Consider the following 16,142-nt stretch of genomic DNA (forward strand, 5'->3'; position numbering starts at 1 on the left):
ACCCTTCTCCTCTCGTTACTCTTTCGGACCTAGCACTTCATATACTTTAATCGGTTGGGATTTGCCTTTGAACATGCGATCTTCGCCTTCGTCGAAGCGGAAGTGCTCCTTCGTCTTCTCGTACACTTGCTCGGAGACGTGAACTTGTCCCTTCTTCGTCTGCGATTCGATCCGCGCCGCGATGTTGACGTTGTCGCCGATCGCCGTATAGTCGACGCGCAGGTACGAGCCGATATTTCCGACGACGACGTTGCCCGTATGGATGCCGATGCCGACGTTCACTTCGCAGCCGTACTTCTCCAGAATCTCGTCGCGAATCTTATTCATGCCCTGCTGAATCTCGTATGCGGTCTTCACGGCCATACGCTCGTGCTCCGCCACGTGCAGCGGCGCGTTGAACAAGATCATGGCCGCGTCCCCGATGAACTTGTCGATCGTGCCTTCGTTCTTCAGCGTCGTCTCGGTGATCATGTTGAACATCGTATTGAGAGTGTCTACGAGTTCCGGCGGCGTCAGCTTCTCGGACAGCGGCGTGAACCCGCGGATATCGAGGAACAGAATCGTAATGAGCTTCAAGTCTCCGCCGAGCTCGATATCGATATCCTTCTCGACGATCTGTTTCACGAGATCGGGCGAGATGTACCGGCCGAACTGGCGCGTAACGAAGCTCTTCTGCGCGCTGTCCAGGTAGGACTTCAGCGATACGTTCGCCAAGTAGGCGAGCACCATCGCCAGCAGCGCGTACACGACGTTCACGTGCAGCGTCGCCGAGTTGTAGATCGCATATTGTCCGTAGAGCACGCCTAACGCGACCACGACGAAGATCAAGAACGAGTAGACGTTCTTCAACTTCCAAGGAAGCCAGACGAATAGCGCGAACAACAGCAGCGCGAGCGCCAATTCCGCCCAGTTCGGGCTATAGGAAACGGACGTGCCTTCCAGTAGTTGGTTCGCGATGTTGGCATGGGCATAGACGAGCTTGAAGCCTTTCTCGATCGGCGTCACGCCGGTGTCCTGGCCGCCGTCGCTCGAGAGCCCGACCGCGGTGAAACCGATGAACACGACGGCGTCCTTGAACATATCCGGCGGTATCGCGCCCTCGAGCACGTCGATGAACGATACCGACATGAAGTCGTCCGTCACGAGCTGGTAATCGATCGTTATCGTGTTCTTCGCGACCGGTTCGGTCTTCTTCGGATCCGTCATGGCGTCGTACTTGCTCAGGTCCGCGCCGGTCATCTCTACGGCCTTGTACGCGAGCGAAGGAATGATCTCCCCGTCCGGCCCCTCCATCTTGAGCCACGTCTGGCGAATGACGCCGTCCGGGCTGCTGACCTTATTGATGTGCGCCAATTGCACCTGATCGGCGAAATCCGCGTAAGGCTTAAGCACCGAATAAGGCTTGATCAGCTCGTCACGCTTCGCGATCGATGTCCCGAACACGTCTCCGGTCATGTTGCCGACCACGGGAAGAATGACGTTCGGGTACGTCGCGAGCGCCTCGGTGAATGCCATATCGCTGTCCGGGTTATCGCTCGGCTCGCTGAAGATAATATCGAACGCGATCGCTTTCGGAATGTTGCCTTCCTGATTCATGTTGGCGAGGAGCTGCGCGTATACCGCCCTGTCCCACGGGAAACGGCCGAGCGCTTCGATCGACGGCTCGTCGATCGTGACGACGACGATGCGCGGATCCGGCGAATGGTCGGCCGCCTTGGACATGTTGAAGTCCGACAGCAAGTTGTCGATCTTCCATAACGCATGCGATTGATAGATGAAGAACACGGCCAGCAGCAACACCGCGTTCAATACGATGGCGATTCGTTTAATCTTTTCCTTCACAAGTAATCCCGCCCGCTCTATGAAAATCGTTCCATTATCCCTACTATTATATCGTAGGTCCTGCGCTTTTTGTTGGATTTTGTCCAAAAAATGACTATCGTGACGCCAGTCATGACCGGAACGACAAAGAAGCCCTTTTCTAGGGCTTAATGCCTAGAAAAGGGCTTCGTTCTATGCGAGGTCGGGTAACCTGTCTTACATGTTGAACGCGGAATCCGCTACCTTGATGGAATCCGTCGGACATCCGTCCGCTGCGTCCTGAAGATCGTCGTACAGGTTCTCCGGAATTTCCGTATTGCCGTGATTTCCATCGCCGGCATAGATCGTTTCGGCAAGTCCCTCGTCGTCGTAATCGTAAATGTCCGGTGCTGTGGCACCGCATGCTCCGCAGGCAATACAGGTGTCTTTATCTACATAGGTAAACTTGGCCATGGAATCTAACCTCCTAAATATCAATACGACTCTTACGATAAGTAGTCCATCTACTGTCAAATATAATACAAATCCAAGGCGAGATCAAACAATTTTACAGATGGATTCCATCGTAATCGGGTCTTAATAATCATTCTCATTATGAGAATGATTCTCACGAAGAAAATCCTTCTGAAGCGACGTCCCGCGGCGTTGTTTGTTGCGAATTAACGAGGACGGATCGTCTCCTAACATCCCCGCGGTAAGTACCGCGTCTTCGCCGTACTTGTTCCGAAGCTGATCCATGACCTCCGTCAGTTTATTCTGCTTCGGTTGCTTCTCGAAAGAGAACAGATCTAGCTGAACCGGCGTCTCCGTCTTCGGCGTTAAGGTCTGCAGCGTCACCCCGAGCAGCCTGACGGGATTGCCCGGCGACCAATGCGCGTCCATTAGCTTGCAAGCGAGCTGGTAGACGACTTGCGCGTCGTCCGTGGCGTCGGCGATCGTCATCGACCTCGTGATCGTGCGCATATCAGGGTCGCGTATCGTGATTTGCACCGCCCTGCACACCATTCCCTGATGGCGAAGCCTTCTCGTCGTCTGGTCGGCCAGGTTCAGCATGACCCGGAAGAACTGCTCCCGCTCCGTCAAGTTCTCGGGCAGCGTCGTCGTATGGCCGATCGACTTCGGCGCTTCGTGGAGCGGCTCGACCGGAGCGTCGTCCGACCCGTTCGCGGCCCTCTTCATCCACGCGCCGTAGACGCCGAAGCGCTCCTCCAGCATGCGTTCGTCGGCCGCGGCCAGCTGCCCGATCGTCCGAACGTTAAGCCTTGATAGTTTGTCCGCGGTTTTGGCTCCGATACCGTACAAGGTTTGACACGGCTTATCCCAGAGCAGCGTCGGCACGTCCCGCTTCCGCAAGACGGTAACGGCATCCGGCTTGCGCATGTCGGATGCCATCTTGGCGAGAAGCTTGTTCGGAGCGACCCCGATCGAGCAAGGTAAGCCTAACTCTTCCTTGACCCTGCGACGGATCGTCTCCGCGATCTCGATCGGCGTCCCGAATTGCGAGCTACCCGTAATATCGAGATAGCATTCGTCGATCGAGACCGGTTCGACCAGCGGCGTATAGTTGCCGGCGATACGCATGAAGCCTTTGCTGTACTTGCGGTACAGATCGAAATCGGGCGCGATCAAGATCAATTCCGGACAGAGGGCCAACGCCTGGCGGACGGTCATTCCGGTGCGAACGCCGGTCGAGCGCGCTTCATAGGAGCTCGTCACCAAGATTCCTTTGCGCAGCTCGACGCTGCCCGCGACCGCTGTCGGCTTGCCCCCGTAGCGCTCCGGTTCCTCGGCGGCGTGGACGGAGCAATAGAACGCGTTCATGTCGATATGAAGAATGATTCTGCGTTTCGCCTCGCTCACCCGCCATCGCCTCCCTTAGCCGCATTCTATTCTATTCGCATTATACAAATTAAGCGAATGCGGCCGCAATAATAGCCGAGCGCCCTCTACAATTGATGGCAAGCATGCTATAATAGTTTATCTTGTTTTTGATCAGAAGGAGGCTTTTCTTTCACGCATGTCAACACCCTTATGCATATTCGATACGACCCTGCGCGACGGCACGCAAGGGGAAGGCATTAGCCTGACTGCTGAAGACAAACTGAAGATCGCGCTCAAGCTCGACGCGTTGGGCGTCCACTATATCGAAGGCGGCAATCCGGGCAGCAACGGCAAGGACATCGAGTTCTTCAAGCGCGTCCGCGAGATGAACCTGCAAGCGAAGCTGACGGCGTTCGGCAGCACGCGGCGCAAGAACATCGCGTGCGAGCAGGACGTGAACCTGAAGCACTTGCTGGAATCCGGCGCGCAAGCGGCGACGCTCGTCGGCAAGTCGTGGGATTTCCACGTGCATACGGCGCTTCAGACGACGCTCGAAGAGAACCTGGCGATGATCTACGAATCGCTTGCGTTCGTCAAGCGGGGCGGCATGGAAGCGCTGTTCGACTCGGAGCACTTCTTCGACGGCTATAAGGCGAACCCGGAATACGCCCTCGCGGCGCTACGCAAGGCGAAGGAAGCCGGCGCGGCTTGGATCGTCCTGTGCGACACGAACGGCGGCACGCTGCCTAACGAGATCTCGGAGATCGTCTCTCGCGTCGTAGCCGCCATCGATGCGCCGATCGGCATCCATACGCACAACGATTGCGAGCTGGCGGTCGCCAACTCCTTGGCCGCCGTCTCGGCCGGCGCGCGCCAGATTCAAGGCACGATCAACGGCTACGGCGAACGTTGCGGCAATGCCAACCTTGTCTCGATCATTCCGACGCTGCAACTGAAGATGGGCTACTCCGTCGTGAGCGACGAGCAGTTGAAGACGCTGACGAGCGTCGCCCGCTATGTCGGCGAGATCGCCAACGTTCACGTGCCGGTTAACCAGCCTTACGTCGGCAACGCCGCGTTCGCGCACAAGGGCGGCATTCACGTGTCGGCGATCATGAAGGATTCGAAGACGTACGAGCATATTGCCCCCGACCTCGTCGGCAACAAACAGCGCGTGCTCGTCTCCGAGCTTGCCGGTCAGAGCAACATCTTGTCCAAGGCGCAAGAGATGGGCCTCGACATTCAGTCGGATGCGCTCAAGTCCAGAGCGGTCATCGACAGAATCAAGGAGCTCGAGCATCAAGGGTATCAATTCGAAGGAGCGGACGCCTCCCTCGAGCTGCTGCTTCGCGATGCCGCGGGCAACACGGCGCCGATGTTCACGATCGACTCGTTCAAGATCATCGTCGAGAAGTCGAACGGCTCGCTCAAGACCGAAGCGATCACGAAGCTGACGGTCGGAGAAGAACAAGTCTATACGGTCGCCGAAGGCAACGGCCCGGTCAACGCGCTGGATAACGCGCTTCGCAAGGCGCTCGTACAGTTCTACCCGGCCATTCGCGACGTGCACCTAACCGACTATAAGGTTCGCGTGCTGGACGAGAAGGACGCGACGGCCGCCAAAGTGCGGGTGCTGATCGAGTCGACCGACTTCAAGGATACGTGGAGCACCGTAGGCGTCTCCTCCAACGTCATCGAAGCCAGCTGGGAAGCGCTCGTAGACAGTATCCGTTACGCCCTGCTCGGCATGGTGAAGCACGGCCAGACGGCCGGTTCGAACTGGGAAGAGCTCGGCCTGATCAACCACTAACGGCATCGCATAAATAAGGCTGTGCCACATCATCGACGCTTACACGGTCGATGATGTGGCACAGCCTTTATTGTTATCATGCGACTCCTATACGCTTACGACTGAATCGCGTCTTGCAAGTAAATTTCCCATTGTTCCCTGTCGATTACCCCTTCGATTCGCTCCAGAATTACGCCGTCACGGTTCACGATGAAGCTCGTCGGATACGAGAACACTTTATACAATTCTCCGGCCACGTTATCCGCGTCGGTCAGTACCGGCATGCGGAAGTTCTGCTCCTTCACGAATACTTTCGCCTCGCGCAGCTTGTCGTACTTCGTGGCATTGACCGCGTACATTTCGACGTTGTCTTTATGCTTGTCATAGATATCGACGAGATCCGGCGCTTCCAGCTCGCACGGTCCGCACCATGCCGCCCAGAAGTTGATGATCAGCACTTTATCCCGCTTGCCGCCGGCTTCGTAGGATGCCGTTCCGTCCAGCGACGCAAGCTTGAACGAAGGCGCGACCGCGCCTTTCTTCGGCCCTTCCGGCAAGGCTCCGTCCACGTCCGCTACCGCGCCGTTCGTCGTTCCCTTCGCGCCTTTGTCGCCTTTATCGTTATTGGTCAATACGACGACGACGAGCGCAGCGATCACCAGCGCGATAATCACGATATTCCTCTTCATGTTCAACCCCGCTTTTCGGTCAACCTAAGTCGTATCTATTGTACCCCATTCTCAAGCGCAGTTCCAACGTTGTCACCGATCTGTAACGGCTCGCCGTCGCTACTCTCCAGCGCATAGGGGGTTCGGATCGCGGGAACATTACAGCTGTTCGGTACCCGAAATTGTCGCTAGGAGGAACGGATCGCGCATGGCGGCTACAAAATCCAGATCGAGACTTACGGTGACGTTCACGAGCGATATCGTCCCTTCCCACGAAGAAGCCGAGCGGACGAAGCCGTCCGGCCAAGGAAAGGCGGAAGGCGGACGCAAAGGCAAGGCATGGGAGTATATCGCGCTAGCCAGCGTCCCGCTCGTACTCGTGCTAGGCAATTCGATGCTCGTGCCGGTATTGCCGACCCTTCGCAGAGAACTGTCCATCTCGCAGTTCCAGAGCAGCCTGGTCATCAGCCTGTTCTCCATCTGCGCCGCGATCGTTATTCCGTTCGCCGGCTACTTGTCCGATCGGTTCAGCCGTAAGGCAGTCATTATCCCGTCGTTAATCCTGTACGGAGGCGCGGGCATACTGGCGGGCTTCGCCGCGGTATGGGATTCCTACGGCCTGCTGATCGGCGCCCGGGCGCTCCAAGGCATCGGCGCCGCGGGAACCGCCCCTATCGCGATGGCGCTCGTCGGCGACATGTATAAGGACGGTCAAGAAAGCCAGGCGCTCGGCTTGATCGAAGCTTCCAACGGCGCCGGCAAAGTCGTCAGTCCGATTCTGGGGGCATTGCTTGCGCTTATCGTGTGGTACGCCGCATTTTTCGCGTTTCCCGCTTTTTGCGCGCTGTCGCTCGTCGCCATTATTTTCCTCATTAAAGAACCGAAGCGCAAGCAAGAACCGAAGCCCATCCGTCAATATATCCGCTCGGTCCGCGGCATATTCAAGCAACACGGCAGATGGCTGATCTCGTCGTTCTTCAGCGGGGCGCTGGCGTTGTTCATTCTGTTCGGCGTGCTCTTCTTCCTGTCCGACATCTTGGAGAATAAGCCATACTCGATCGAAGGCGTCCGCAAAGGCTTCGTGCTCGCCATTCCGCTCTTCGGCATGGTGACGACCGCGTACGTGACCGGGACGGTCATCCGCAAGAACGGCGTGCTCATGCGATGGCTCATGAACATCGGTTTATGCCTCATGGTCGTCTCGCTCGCGCTCGCGATCTGGCTGAATCAGAACCTGTACGTGTTCATCGGCTTATTGACCGTCAGCAGCATCGGCACGGGGTTGCTCCTCCCTTGCTTGAATACGATGATTACCGGCGCCGTCGAGAAAGAAGAACGAGGCATGATCACGTCGCTCTACAGCAGTCTTCGCTTCTTCGGCGTCGCCGTCGGTCCGCCGCTGTTCGGCTGGATGATGAGCATCTCGCATCGCACCGTATTCATGACGGTATCCATCCTGTCGCTAATCGCGCTCGGGCTCGTCTTCTTCCTAGTGAAGCCGGGCAAGCAAGTACAATAACCCGTCGCCCCTCCGTTGCCATCCCCCCCGGGATGCCGCATACTAACCGTATGGATGGGATAAGGGGGGTTAAGCCGCGTATGTCGAATCCGGTTATCGCGAAGCTTACGATAGAAGTCGAGAATAGCATGATCGCCGCTTGCCGCGACCGGCTGCCTTTGGAGTGCTGCGGCGTCGTCTACGGTAGCTTGGAGGAGGAACATACGGTAGCGGTCGAAGGCTATTCGATCATTCGTAACGCAGCGGCTTCCCCCGAGAATCGATTCTCGTTCGACACTGAGGATTGGATCGCCGCTTGCTACGAAGCGCAAAAAAACCAACGACGGCTCGTTGGCGTATTTCATTCCCACCCGGTCGGCACCGGAGAGCCGAGCGCGTCCGACGCAAGGACGCTCATGCCCTGGGATTCGTATTGGATCGTCAGCTTCGCCGATGGTCAAGGAGCGATCTCGGCCTATCGGCACGACGCGCGCCACGGTTTCGTCTCCTTATCGGTGGAGCGCGTTACCTGATCGGTCAATGTCGGCTCATATAGGCATAAAGCTCGCCTAGATTCGTCACTTGCCGGTTCATGATATCTTTGAGAAATTTAAAATAGAGCTTAGCCGTCATCACCGAATCATGCAGCGCATGATGGCGCGTCGTCACTTCGACATCGTACCGTTCGAGCACGTCGTCCAGCCCGTAGTGAATCGCTTTGGGCTCCAGCCACTTGGCGATCATCATCGTATCGACGATGCGATGCGTCAGGTTGACTTTGGACGTTCGCCATAACGCGGAATTCAGAAATTGCTTGTCGTGCCCGCTGCCATGGCAGATGAGCACGCGCTTGCCGACGAAATCCATGAAATCGTGCAGGCTCTGCATCAAGTCCGGTGCTTTCTCGGCCATCTCATTCGTGATGCCAGTCAATTCCGTGATATGTTTAGGAATCTTCCGTTTCGGATTCACGAGCTGATAGAACGGCTCCGCGTCCTCGAAGTTGTCGCCTCTTATCAACACCCCGCCGATCGAGATGATCTCGTCCCCGTTGTACGGATTGAATCCGGTCGTCTCCAAGTCGAATACGACGGCTTCCATGTCCGAGAGCTGCATCTCCAGCGAGCTTTCCTTCCGTTGGTCGCGCGACATGGAGCGTATGAACGCCATCTGCTGCGCGTTGGACATGCCGAGCATGGAAGCGATCGCCGGCGTCAGCCCGCCCATTTTATACAAATTCCACATCCGCCCCATCGAGTTCGTGCTCTTCGGTGGCTCCTTCATCGCTTTCACCTCCCGCCGAAGCGGCCCTTCATTTCCCGTTCAACCTTTCGTTGATAATATTTGCCCGTCCTCAGCGCCTTCTTCAGCGGATCCACCAACTCTTTGGTAAGCTTATCCCTGGCGATCTTGCCCGTTCCGCTAAGATGCCCGTTCTCCATCGCGACGGAACCGAGCAGACGCAGTCTCAAGAAGAACGAGAACGCCTGCGAGGCGTCCTCCGCCTCCCCGATCGTCAAGATGCCGGCGTGCTGCAGTGCCGCGATTCTCCCGAGCGTGCTCGTCTCCCGAATGCCCGCGCGCAAGGCGAGCAACCGGAAGGCATTCACCATCGGAATATATGCGCCGTACTTAATATCCAAGCTTCCCGCGTCGTCCCCGTATCTCTCCCGCAGCAGTTGCCCGAATACCCCGAGCAGTACTTTGTGCCGCAGCGTGTTATGCAGCATCCGTTCCGCGATGATCGGATTCACGATCATATCGTTGAAGAACCGGTCCTTCACCGTCTTGGCGAGCGCGAGGTCCCCCGCGATCGGACGGCTGTCCGCCGCGATCAGCAAGTAACGGACGTTCTCCCAGCTCGGCTCGGTGAACCAACCGTCGATCTTCGCCTCCCATTCCCAGAGCGGCAAGCACCACTCTTCATTGGAAGAGATGACGTTGCCTTCGCACGGAGGATACCCGATGCCGACGAGATATCGAACGATGATGGCGGTTAACTCGTGAAAATAGATCTTCGCTTGCTTCGCCTGCTCTTCGTCTCCCGGATTCGCGTATACGAGTCCGCTGTCCTGGTCGCTATACATCGTCTGCTCCGAACGACCGCCGCTTCCGAACAACAAATACGCGTAAGGCACGGGAGGGGCGCCATGCCCCAACCGTGCCATCTCGATCTCCGCAAGCTGAATCGATCTTGCGATCAACGCGTCGTGCAGACGATTCAAGGCGTCTACTACCGCATGGACCGACGAAGAGGACACTTCCGCCGATAACCGGCTTTGTTCCGCATCCCGAACCCGTCTAAGCTGCTCCAGGTTATCGGCGACGGCGATTTCAAGCAACCGCTTCTCCCTATGGGGATTAGACATGTGGCTTATGCCCTCCTGTTAGGTCAGGTCGCCGGTATGTTACCGCAATATTAGACCGACGTGCCAGCTTTTTTCATTTGCTCCGGATAGCCGTAGTTGCCATGCTCGCTCAGGTCGAGACCGATGATCTCTTGCTCTTCCGTTACGCGGAAGCCGATCACTTGCTTCATGACCCACAACACGGCGAACGAAGCGACGAACGCGAACGCGCCGCATACGACGACGGACTCGAATTGAACCCACAATTGCTCCCAACCGCCGCCGTCGATGAGACCCGCTTTACCGACGCCGACTTGGCCGACCAATGCTTCCGTTGCGAAGATACCGTTCGCGAGCGTTCCCCATACGCCTGCCGCGCCGTGCACGGACAATGCGTAGATCGGATCGTCGACTTTGATTTTCTCGAAGAACTTGGCGCTGAAGAAGACGAGCACGCCTGCGATCAGGCCGATGACGACCGCTGCCCAAGGATCTACGTATGCGCAAGATGCCGTGATGGCAACGAGACCCGCGAGACCGCCGTTCAGCATCGTTGTGATGTCGGCTTTGCCGTTCACGAGCCAGGAGATCAGTAGCGCCGCAACCGCGCCGCCCGCAGCGCCGAGCTGCGTATTGAACGCTACGAAGCCGAAGAATCCGTCGCTGACCGCCAGCCAGCTACCTGCGTTGAAGCCGAACCAGCCTACCCACAGGAGCAATACGGCAAGCGCCGTGAACACTTGGTTGTGACCGAGAATTTCGTTAGCGGAGCCGTCTTTGTTGAACTTGCCGATCCGAGGCTTGAGCAAGATCGTCGCCGCGAACGCAGCCATGGCGCCCGTCAAGTGAACGACCGTCGAACCCGCGAAGTCTTGCGCGCCGTCTTCGGCGAGCCAACCGCCGCCCCAGATCCAGTGCGCGATGATCGGATAGATCAAGGCCGAGAAGATAACCGTGAAGATTAAGTAAGCAGAGAGCTTAGCGCGTTCCGCGAAGCCGCCCCATGCGATCGACAGCGATACCGCCACGAACGCCAATTGGAAGACGAAGAAGATGGAAGAAGGATAGTTGGCGTCGGCTTCTACCAGGAAGCTAGGTTCGTAGAAGAAGTTGCCGAGACCGATGAACTTATTAAGCGATTCGCTTGCGTCGCCGCCGAACGCGAATCCGTAACCTACTGCCCAGTATACCAGAGTACAAAGTCCTACGGTGAAGATCGTCTTGCCTGCAACGTGACCCGCGTTCTTCATGCGCGTGGAGCCTGCCTCGAGGAGGATGAATCCGCCTTGCATGAGGAGTACGAGAATGGCTGCGACGAGGATCCACAACGAGTTCAACCCTACGTCTACCGTTGCCGCGGTTGTTTCGTCCGCGAACGCGATGGTTGGAAACAGTACGAGAAGTGCACCTAATGCGATAAGACTCTTCTTGACCAAAATGACCACTCCCTACGTGTAATGTTTCATGACATTATAAGAAAGACTTAGTGTCATTATAGGTTGAACTTCACGATTTGACAATACGTTTTTCGTAAAAATATCCCTGAATACCACCAAAAATCTAACATTAACATTGTAAACGGCCGTTAATGTTAGGATTTAGACCACAAATACATGAAATTGCGTTTCATTTTTACCAAATATAGGGCGACAGACCTCCTCGGATTCGGGATCTTTGCCTGCACATATGTTACATGTGTTAGTTTATATGTCGTTGGGGTATAAAATGCCTAGTCTTCGCGCTCCGGACGCGTAAGCATGACGTTTGACTGTATGGTTGTCGGTTGAGTATGATATTAATAGGAAAGAAGCTGCATATCAGAGAGGAACGGTGAACGCCATGCGTCACGGATCGATGAATGCTCCGCGCCTGTACAAGATTGGCGAATTATCCGCCTTGTCCGGTATTAGCGCGAGAACGATCGATTATTACACGGGTCTCGGCCTGCTGGCGCCCGCGAAACGTTCGACCGGCAACTATCGCCTATACGACGATGAAACTTTGTCGCGCATACGCCGTATTGAACATTTGAAGGCGCAGAAGTTCACTTTGGAAGAGATCCGGGATCAATTCGCTTCGCTCGACCGGGTTACGCAAGACGAAGCGGTCACCCGCAAGCTGGCCGAACTTCAGAATCATCTCGCCCAGCTGGAACGGGAGGTCAAGGAGCTCGAGCCCGTGCTCGATCAACTGAAGCCGCAGCAAGCGAAACGGCTGTTCCGCGCGATTACTCCGCAAACCGCCGCTTGCGTCGAAGCGCTTCTTCTTCTTTTAGGGAAAAGTAACTTCATGTAAGGCGCCTATCCTAAGCAGCAGCGCTTAGCAACGAGAACGATGGAGGGATATACGGCTATGTTTTTTCACCCGATGGATTTTCTGATCATTATCGCATTCCTGCTGTCGCTATGGGCGCAATTCCGCGTCAAGGGAACGTTCAATAGCTGGGCCGAAGTTCCCTCGCGAAGCGGCCTGACCGGGTACGAAGCCGCTCGCCGCATGCTCGACCGCAACGGGTTGCACGACGTGCCGATCGAGCCGGTGCAAGGCCGCTTAACCGACCACTACGATCCGGTCCACCGCGTCGTACGGTTGTCCGAACCGGTCTACTACGAGAACTCCATCTCGGCGATCTCGGTCGCCTGCCACGAAGTCGGACATGCGATCCAGCACGCGCATAGCTACCCGATGCTCACGCTTCGTCACCGGATGTTCCCGGTCGTGAGGTTCGCGTCCGGCATCGCGCCGTTCCTGCTTATCGCGGGCTTCTTGTTCCACGCGATGAACCTCGTCGGCGTCGGCATCATCTTCTTCTCGGCGGCCGTCGCCTTCCAGCTGGTGACGTTGCCCGTCGAATTTAATGCCAGCTCCAGAGCCCGCGATATCATGATCTCGGAAGGGTTCATCGCCCAAGACGAGGAACGCGGCGTCGCCAAGGTGCTTAACGCGGCAGCGCTCACCTACGTTGCCGCGGCGCTCATCTCGCTGCTGGAGCTCATCAAGTACATTATGATCTTCAACAGCAACCGGGAATAATCGCGCAGGCAAGCAACAAGAAGGGGCAATCCCTCAGCCATCTACGGATGACTGAAGGGATTGCCCCTTCGGCTTATTCGTTATTTCGCGCGATATTGTTCTTTGAAGAAATTGATCAGGAACGTGTGGAACATCTGCACGACCAGCGGCATCTTCTCGCCGGACCTGCGAATGAGCGCGATCGACCGCGTTACCTGAGGCTCGCTGATCTTCACGACGGCCGGCATCATCGCGCTCGTCTTGTACATCGCGAGCTCCGGGAGCACGCTGACGCCCATCCCCGCCGCAACCAAGCCGCGGATCGTATCCGTCTCCTCGCCTTCGAAGGCGATCTTCGGCGTGAATCCGGCTTCCCTGCACGCATCCGTCACGATCGGCCGCAGGGAGTAACCGGGACTGAACAGAACGAAGTTATCGTCCTTCAGCTCGCTCAGCTGTATCGAATCCTCCATCGCGAGCCGATGATTCGCCGGCAAGATCGCGAACAGCTCCTCCGTCAGAATGATCTCGCCGGTCACTTGTTCGCTCTTATCCGGATAGGGAGAGATGAACGCGAGGTCTACCTCCGCCTCGGTGACGTCCCGAATGAGCGAGGGAAACATCCCTTGACGGAATTTGAACTTCACGTTCGGATGAAGCCGCCGGAACGCGGCGACGACTTGCGGCACGAGTTGGATGCCGAGACTATGCGGGAAGCCGAGCCGAATCTCGCCGACCTCCGGATCGAGAAATTCATGGATTTCCGTAACGGCGCGGTCCAAATCCGCGAGCACGCTCTCCGCCCTGCGCAGGAACAATTGGCCGACCGGGGTTAATTGCACGTTGCGCCCTCTCTGCATGAAGAGACGCACCCCGAGCTCCTCTTCCAGCCGATGAATCTGGCGACTGACGGCCGATTGGGCCACGTGCAGCTCTTCCGCCGCCTTCGTTACGTGCTGCATGCGCGCGACTTGTACGAAATATTGCAGTTGCCTAAGCTCCATGAATGACGCGACCCCCTGCGTTCCGATGGCGAATTCCAATGATTGGACAACGGTATTCGTTAACGATTATAATGATTACGGCAAGCCTTATCAATGAAGGAGGAACAATTTCATGTCCCAAGAACGCTCCGCCACGCTTAAAGGCAATCCGATCACGCTCGTTGGCCCGACGCTCGCCCCAGGCAACTCGGCTCCTGACTTCACCTTGAACAAGAACCTGCTCGAGACCGCTTCCCTGAAGGATTTCGCGGGCAAAGTCAAGCTGATCAGCGTCGTCCCTTCGATCGACACCGGCGTATGCGATGCGCAAACCCGCCGTTTCAACGAAGAAGCTTCGAAGCTCGGCGATAACGTCGTCGTCATTACCGTCAGCGCCGACCTTCCGTTCGCGCAAGCCCGCTGGTGCGGCGCGGCCGGCGTAGATCGCGTCGTCCTGCTGTCCGACTACAAGGACAACGGCTTCGGCAAGTCCTACGGCGTCTTCATCAAGGAACTGCACCTGGACATGAGAGCGATCTTCGTCGTAGACGGCAATGATCAAATCACTTATGTCGAAGTACTCGGCGAAATGACCGAACATCCGAACTACGATGCGGCTGTCGCTGCCGTTAAGGCGCTTCTCTAAGCTACATCGGCTCGGCTATATACAACAAAAGCGAGGGACGGCCTAGCGCCTTCCTCGCTTTTTTACTATTCATCATGAGGTTTTGTAAGATGCAAGCTTGCGGTCGAGCACGCTGTAAATCTCTTGGATGATACGATAATTCGCGCCGAGATCGCCTAGCGATCCACGGGATGCGGAATAAATATCGACAGCCGTGTTGCCTGGGCTTGTACCGACGACTTGGATCGTGATGTCCATCGTCCGGCCGACCGAAGTCTTCTTCTCCATTACGATCTCGCCGACGTTCTGCACTTCGTGAAGTACTTTGTACCCCTTCATCTTCTTCAGAATCGAGGTCACTTCATCCCATGCGCGGTCCTTAGAAAGCCGATAGTAATGGGATTTGAGCTTCGGGTCTTTCGCACGATCGCTCGTATGTTCGTGGCTTCGGATTAATCCGATCAGCACTCGCTTCAGCAAAGCTCTCTCTCCCTCCGGGTGCCATTGGCGCTACCATCTATCTTACCACGCCTGACCCGGCGATTAAAGAGCAAGGATAGAAAAACCCGCCTATGCCGTCCGGCGTGCATGTTTCTGAACCTGCTTAGCAGGTGGGTGCCCGCATCGCGTGTTTTTGACTACCCGTTTCGGGGGCGTGTCAGCCGCAGCGAAATCTAGAGCTCCCAAGGAAACAAACATTGGTTCAAAACATATAGCACCGTAACGCACATGGCAGGAATAGCTCCATTATAGATCAGGCGATGACGTAAGTAAACTTACGCCTTCTTGCCTTCTTCTTCCTCGGCCTTCTCGGCTTCCTTCGCCTCGAGCGCGTCCTTCAGCGTCATCATCTTCTGCATGACGAGATTGAAGTTGTAGAACGTGTAAACCGCGATAACGCTTCCGAAAAAGAACGGAATGAGGAACGTAAATTGAAAGCTAATGTACAGTACCGCAGCGGTACCCATCGCCATAATGACCGAGCGGATCGGACGGCCGATCGTAAGGATCAGCGCGTTCTTGATGAGCTGCAGCGATTTCATATGGAAATGCGACAGCAGGGAGAAGAAATGAAGCAGAGAGATCGTAAGCAAGCACATGAGCGCGATGAACAAGTAAGCCACGATCTGGAATCCGTCGATCTGGTTCAAGTAGACGCGGAAATCGATGATCATGATCGCGAAGAGCAACGCGTAGAAAATACCGCCGAGCATCGCTTGCACGTAGTTCTGCTTATAGTTCCGGAAGAACGTCTTCAGCAGAGGAACGTCCGTATCGCCTAACACCCATTTCCGGGCGACCGAGAACAAAGCCGAGGTCGCCGGAAACAGAGTGAAGGGAGCTAACACCGCAAGCACGATTACGCTCGTTTGAAACGAATTGATTAACGCGTCGTCCGTCTCGGCAAGCTGGAGGCTCTGGAAGCCCACCAGCGCGAAATACCAGAACGGCAGAGCGGTAAGCAACCATAGTACGTTCGTGACCGATAGCCGCATGATCCATTCGGAAATCCGATAAAATCCGCCCATCATGCCCCGCATCTCCATGGGTGTTTCCTCCCTGATGACAATCGTCGA

The 16,142-nt window shown here is 56.3% G+C and carries 16 protein-coding genes and 1 other RNA gene; 6 read left to right on the top strand and 11 right to left on the bottom strand.

Annotation, left to right across the window (positions count from 1 at the left end):
- Positions 1 to 15: 15 nt before the first annotated feature.
- The 3 genes from ACFQZG_RS22430 to ACFQZG_RS22440 all read right to left on the bottom strand — a co-directional run bounded on the left by ACFQZG_RS22430 (position 16) and on the right by ACFQZG_RS22440 (position 3,681).
- The gene (locus ACFQZG_RS22430) at positions 16 to 1,842 is read right to left on the bottom strand and encodes a CHASE2 domain-containing protein (protein WP_378156617.1); all 1,827 of its coding nucleotides are present in this window, start codon (positions 1,840 to 1,842) and stop codon (positions 16 to 18) included.
- Positions 1,843 to 2,037: 195 nt separating this feature from the next.
- Entirely contained in the window at positions 2,038 to 2,274 is a 237-nt protein-coding gene (locus tag ACFQZG_RS22435) for a ferredoxin (protein WP_378156619.1), read from the bottom strand.
- Positions 2,275 to 2,397: 123 nt separating this feature from the next.
- Positions 2,398 to 3,681 (bottom strand): DNA polymerase IV, encoded by a 1,284-nt coding sequence (locus ACFQZG_RS22440; RefSeq protein ID WP_378156620.1) that lies wholly within the window; start codon positions 3,679 to 3,681, stop codon positions 2,398 to 2,400.
- 157 nt (positions 3,682 to 3,838) lie between these two features.
- On the opposite strand from ACFQZG_RS22440, the gene cimA reads away from it, so the two are divergent.
- A complete protein-coding gene (gene cimA / locus ACFQZG_RS22445; RefSeq protein ID WP_378156622.1) occupies positions 3,839 to 5,452 on the top strand; it encodes a citramalate synthase in 1,614 nt (537 codons plus the stop codon).
- 95 nt (positions 5,453 to 5,547) lie between these two features.
- Here the strand turns inward: cimA and ACFQZG_RS22450 are convergent, their stop codons facing one another.
- Positions 5,548 to 6,105: a TlpA family protein disulfide reductase gene (locus ACFQZG_RS22450; protein ID WP_378156624.1), complete on the bottom strand. Its 558-nt coding sequence runs from the start codon at positions 6,103 to 6,105 to the stop codon at positions 5,548 to 5,550.
- A gap of 202 nt (positions 6,106 to 6,307) precedes the next feature.
- Between ACFQZG_RS22450 and ACFQZG_RS22455 the strand changes: the two genes are divergently transcribed.
- Both ACFQZG_RS22455 and ACFQZG_RS22460 read left to right on the top strand, forming a co-directional pair.
- Positions 6,308 to 7,618 carry an MFS transporter gene (locus ACFQZG_RS22455; protein WP_378156626.1) on the top strand — a complete coding sequence of 437 codons (1,311 nt, stop codon included), beginning with the start codon at positions 6,308 to 6,310 and terminating at the stop codon, positions 7,616 to 7,618.
- Positions 7,619 to 7,698: 80 nt separating this feature from the next.
- Complete coding sequence (locus ACFQZG_RS22460) at positions 7,699 to 8,130, top strand: M67 family metallopeptidase (protein ID WP_378156628.1); 432 nt, start codon at positions 7,699 to 7,701, stop codon at positions 8,128 to 8,130.
- Positions 8,131 to 8,134: 4 nt separating this feature from the next.
- Here ACFQZG_RS22460 and ACFQZG_RS22465 read toward each other — a convergent pair whose 3' ends face one another.
- Genes ACFQZG_RS22465 through ACFQZG_RS22475 form a run of 3 tightly spaced genes read right to left on the bottom strand, consistent with a single transcriptional unit; the run spans position 8,135 to position 11,381 of the window.
- Positions 8,135 to 8,881 carry an exonuclease domain-containing protein gene (locus tag ACFQZG_RS22465; RefSeq protein ID WP_378156630.1) on the bottom strand — a complete coding sequence of 249 codons (747 nt, stop codon included), beginning with the start codon at positions 8,879 to 8,881 and terminating at the stop codon, positions 8,135 to 8,137.
- Between the two features lie 5 nt (positions 8,882 to 8,886).
- Positions 8,887 to 9,966 carry a DUF294 nucleotidyltransferase-like domain-containing protein gene (locus ACFQZG_RS22470; protein ID WP_378156632.1) on the bottom strand — a complete coding sequence of 360 codons (1,080 nt, stop codon included), beginning with the start codon at positions 9,964 to 9,966 and terminating at the stop codon, positions 8,887 to 8,889.
- A 50-nt stretch (positions 9,967 to 10,016) separates the two neighbouring features.
- On the bottom strand, positions 10,017 to 11,381 hold the full coding sequence (locus tag ACFQZG_RS22475; protein WP_378156634.1) for an ammonium transporter: 1,365 nt from the start codon (positions 11,379 to 11,381) through the stop codon (positions 10,017 to 10,019).
- A 403-nt stretch (positions 11,382 to 11,784) separates the two neighbouring features.
- On the opposite strand from ACFQZG_RS22475, the gene ACFQZG_RS22480 reads away from it, so the two are divergent.
- Positions 11,785 to 12,240: a MerR family transcriptional regulator gene (locus tag ACFQZG_RS22480; protein WP_378156635.1), complete on the top strand. Its 456-nt coding sequence runs from the start codon at positions 11,785 to 11,787 to the stop codon at positions 12,238 to 12,240.
- Between the two features lie 57 nt (positions 12,241 to 12,297).
- Positions 12,298 to 12,978 (top strand): zinc metallopeptidase, encoded by a 681-nt coding sequence (locus ACFQZG_RS22485; RefSeq protein ID WP_378156637.1) that lies wholly within the window; start codon positions 12,298 to 12,300, stop codon positions 12,976 to 12,978.
- 80 nt (positions 12,979 to 13,058) lie between these two features.
- Here ACFQZG_RS22485 and gltC read toward each other — a convergent pair whose 3' ends face one another.
- Positions 13,059 to 13,961: a glutamate biosynthesis transcriptional regulator GltC gene (gene gltC, locus ACFQZG_RS22490; protein ID WP_378156639.1), complete on the bottom strand. Its 903-nt coding sequence runs from the start codon at positions 13,959 to 13,961 to the stop codon at positions 13,059 to 13,061.
- Between the two features lie 112 nt (positions 13,962 to 14,073).
- Here gltC and tpx point away from each other — a divergent pair, with 112 nt between their 5' ends.
- Positions 14,074 to 14,586 carry a thiol peroxidase gene (gene tpx / locus ACFQZG_RS22495; RefSeq protein WP_378156641.1) on the top strand — a complete coding sequence of 171 codons (513 nt, stop codon included), beginning with the start codon at positions 14,074 to 14,076 and terminating at the stop codon, positions 14,584 to 14,586.
- Positions 14,587 to 14,658: 72 nt separating this feature from the next.
- On the opposite strand, the gene ACFQZG_RS22500 is transcribed toward tpx, so the two are convergent.
- From ACFQZG_RS22500 to ACFQZG_RS22510, 3 genes are all read right to left on the bottom strand, one after another.
- Positions 14,659 to 15,045 carry a DUF1499 domain-containing protein gene (locus ACFQZG_RS22500; protein WP_378156643.1) on the bottom strand — a complete coding sequence of 129 codons (387 nt, stop codon included), beginning with the start codon at positions 15,043 to 15,045 and terminating at the stop codon, positions 14,659 to 14,661.
- Between the two features lie 79 nt (positions 15,046 to 15,124).
- A non-coding RNA gene (gene ssrS, locus ACFQZG_RS22505) (6S RNA) lies at positions 15,125 to 15,307 on the bottom strand.
- Positions 15,308 to 15,341: 34 nt separating this feature from the next.
- A complete protein-coding gene (locus tag ACFQZG_RS22510) occupies positions 15,342 to 16,112 on the bottom strand; it encodes a YesL family protein (protein WP_378156645.1) in 771 nt (256 codons plus the stop codon).
- Positions 16,113 to 16,142: the final 30 nt, after the last annotated feature.

Origin of the sequence: Cohnella sp. GCM10027633 (assembly GCF_042675445.1) — a bacterium.
Taxonomy (GTDB): Bacteria; Bacillota; Bacilli; order Paenibacillales; family Paenibacillaceae; genus Cohnella.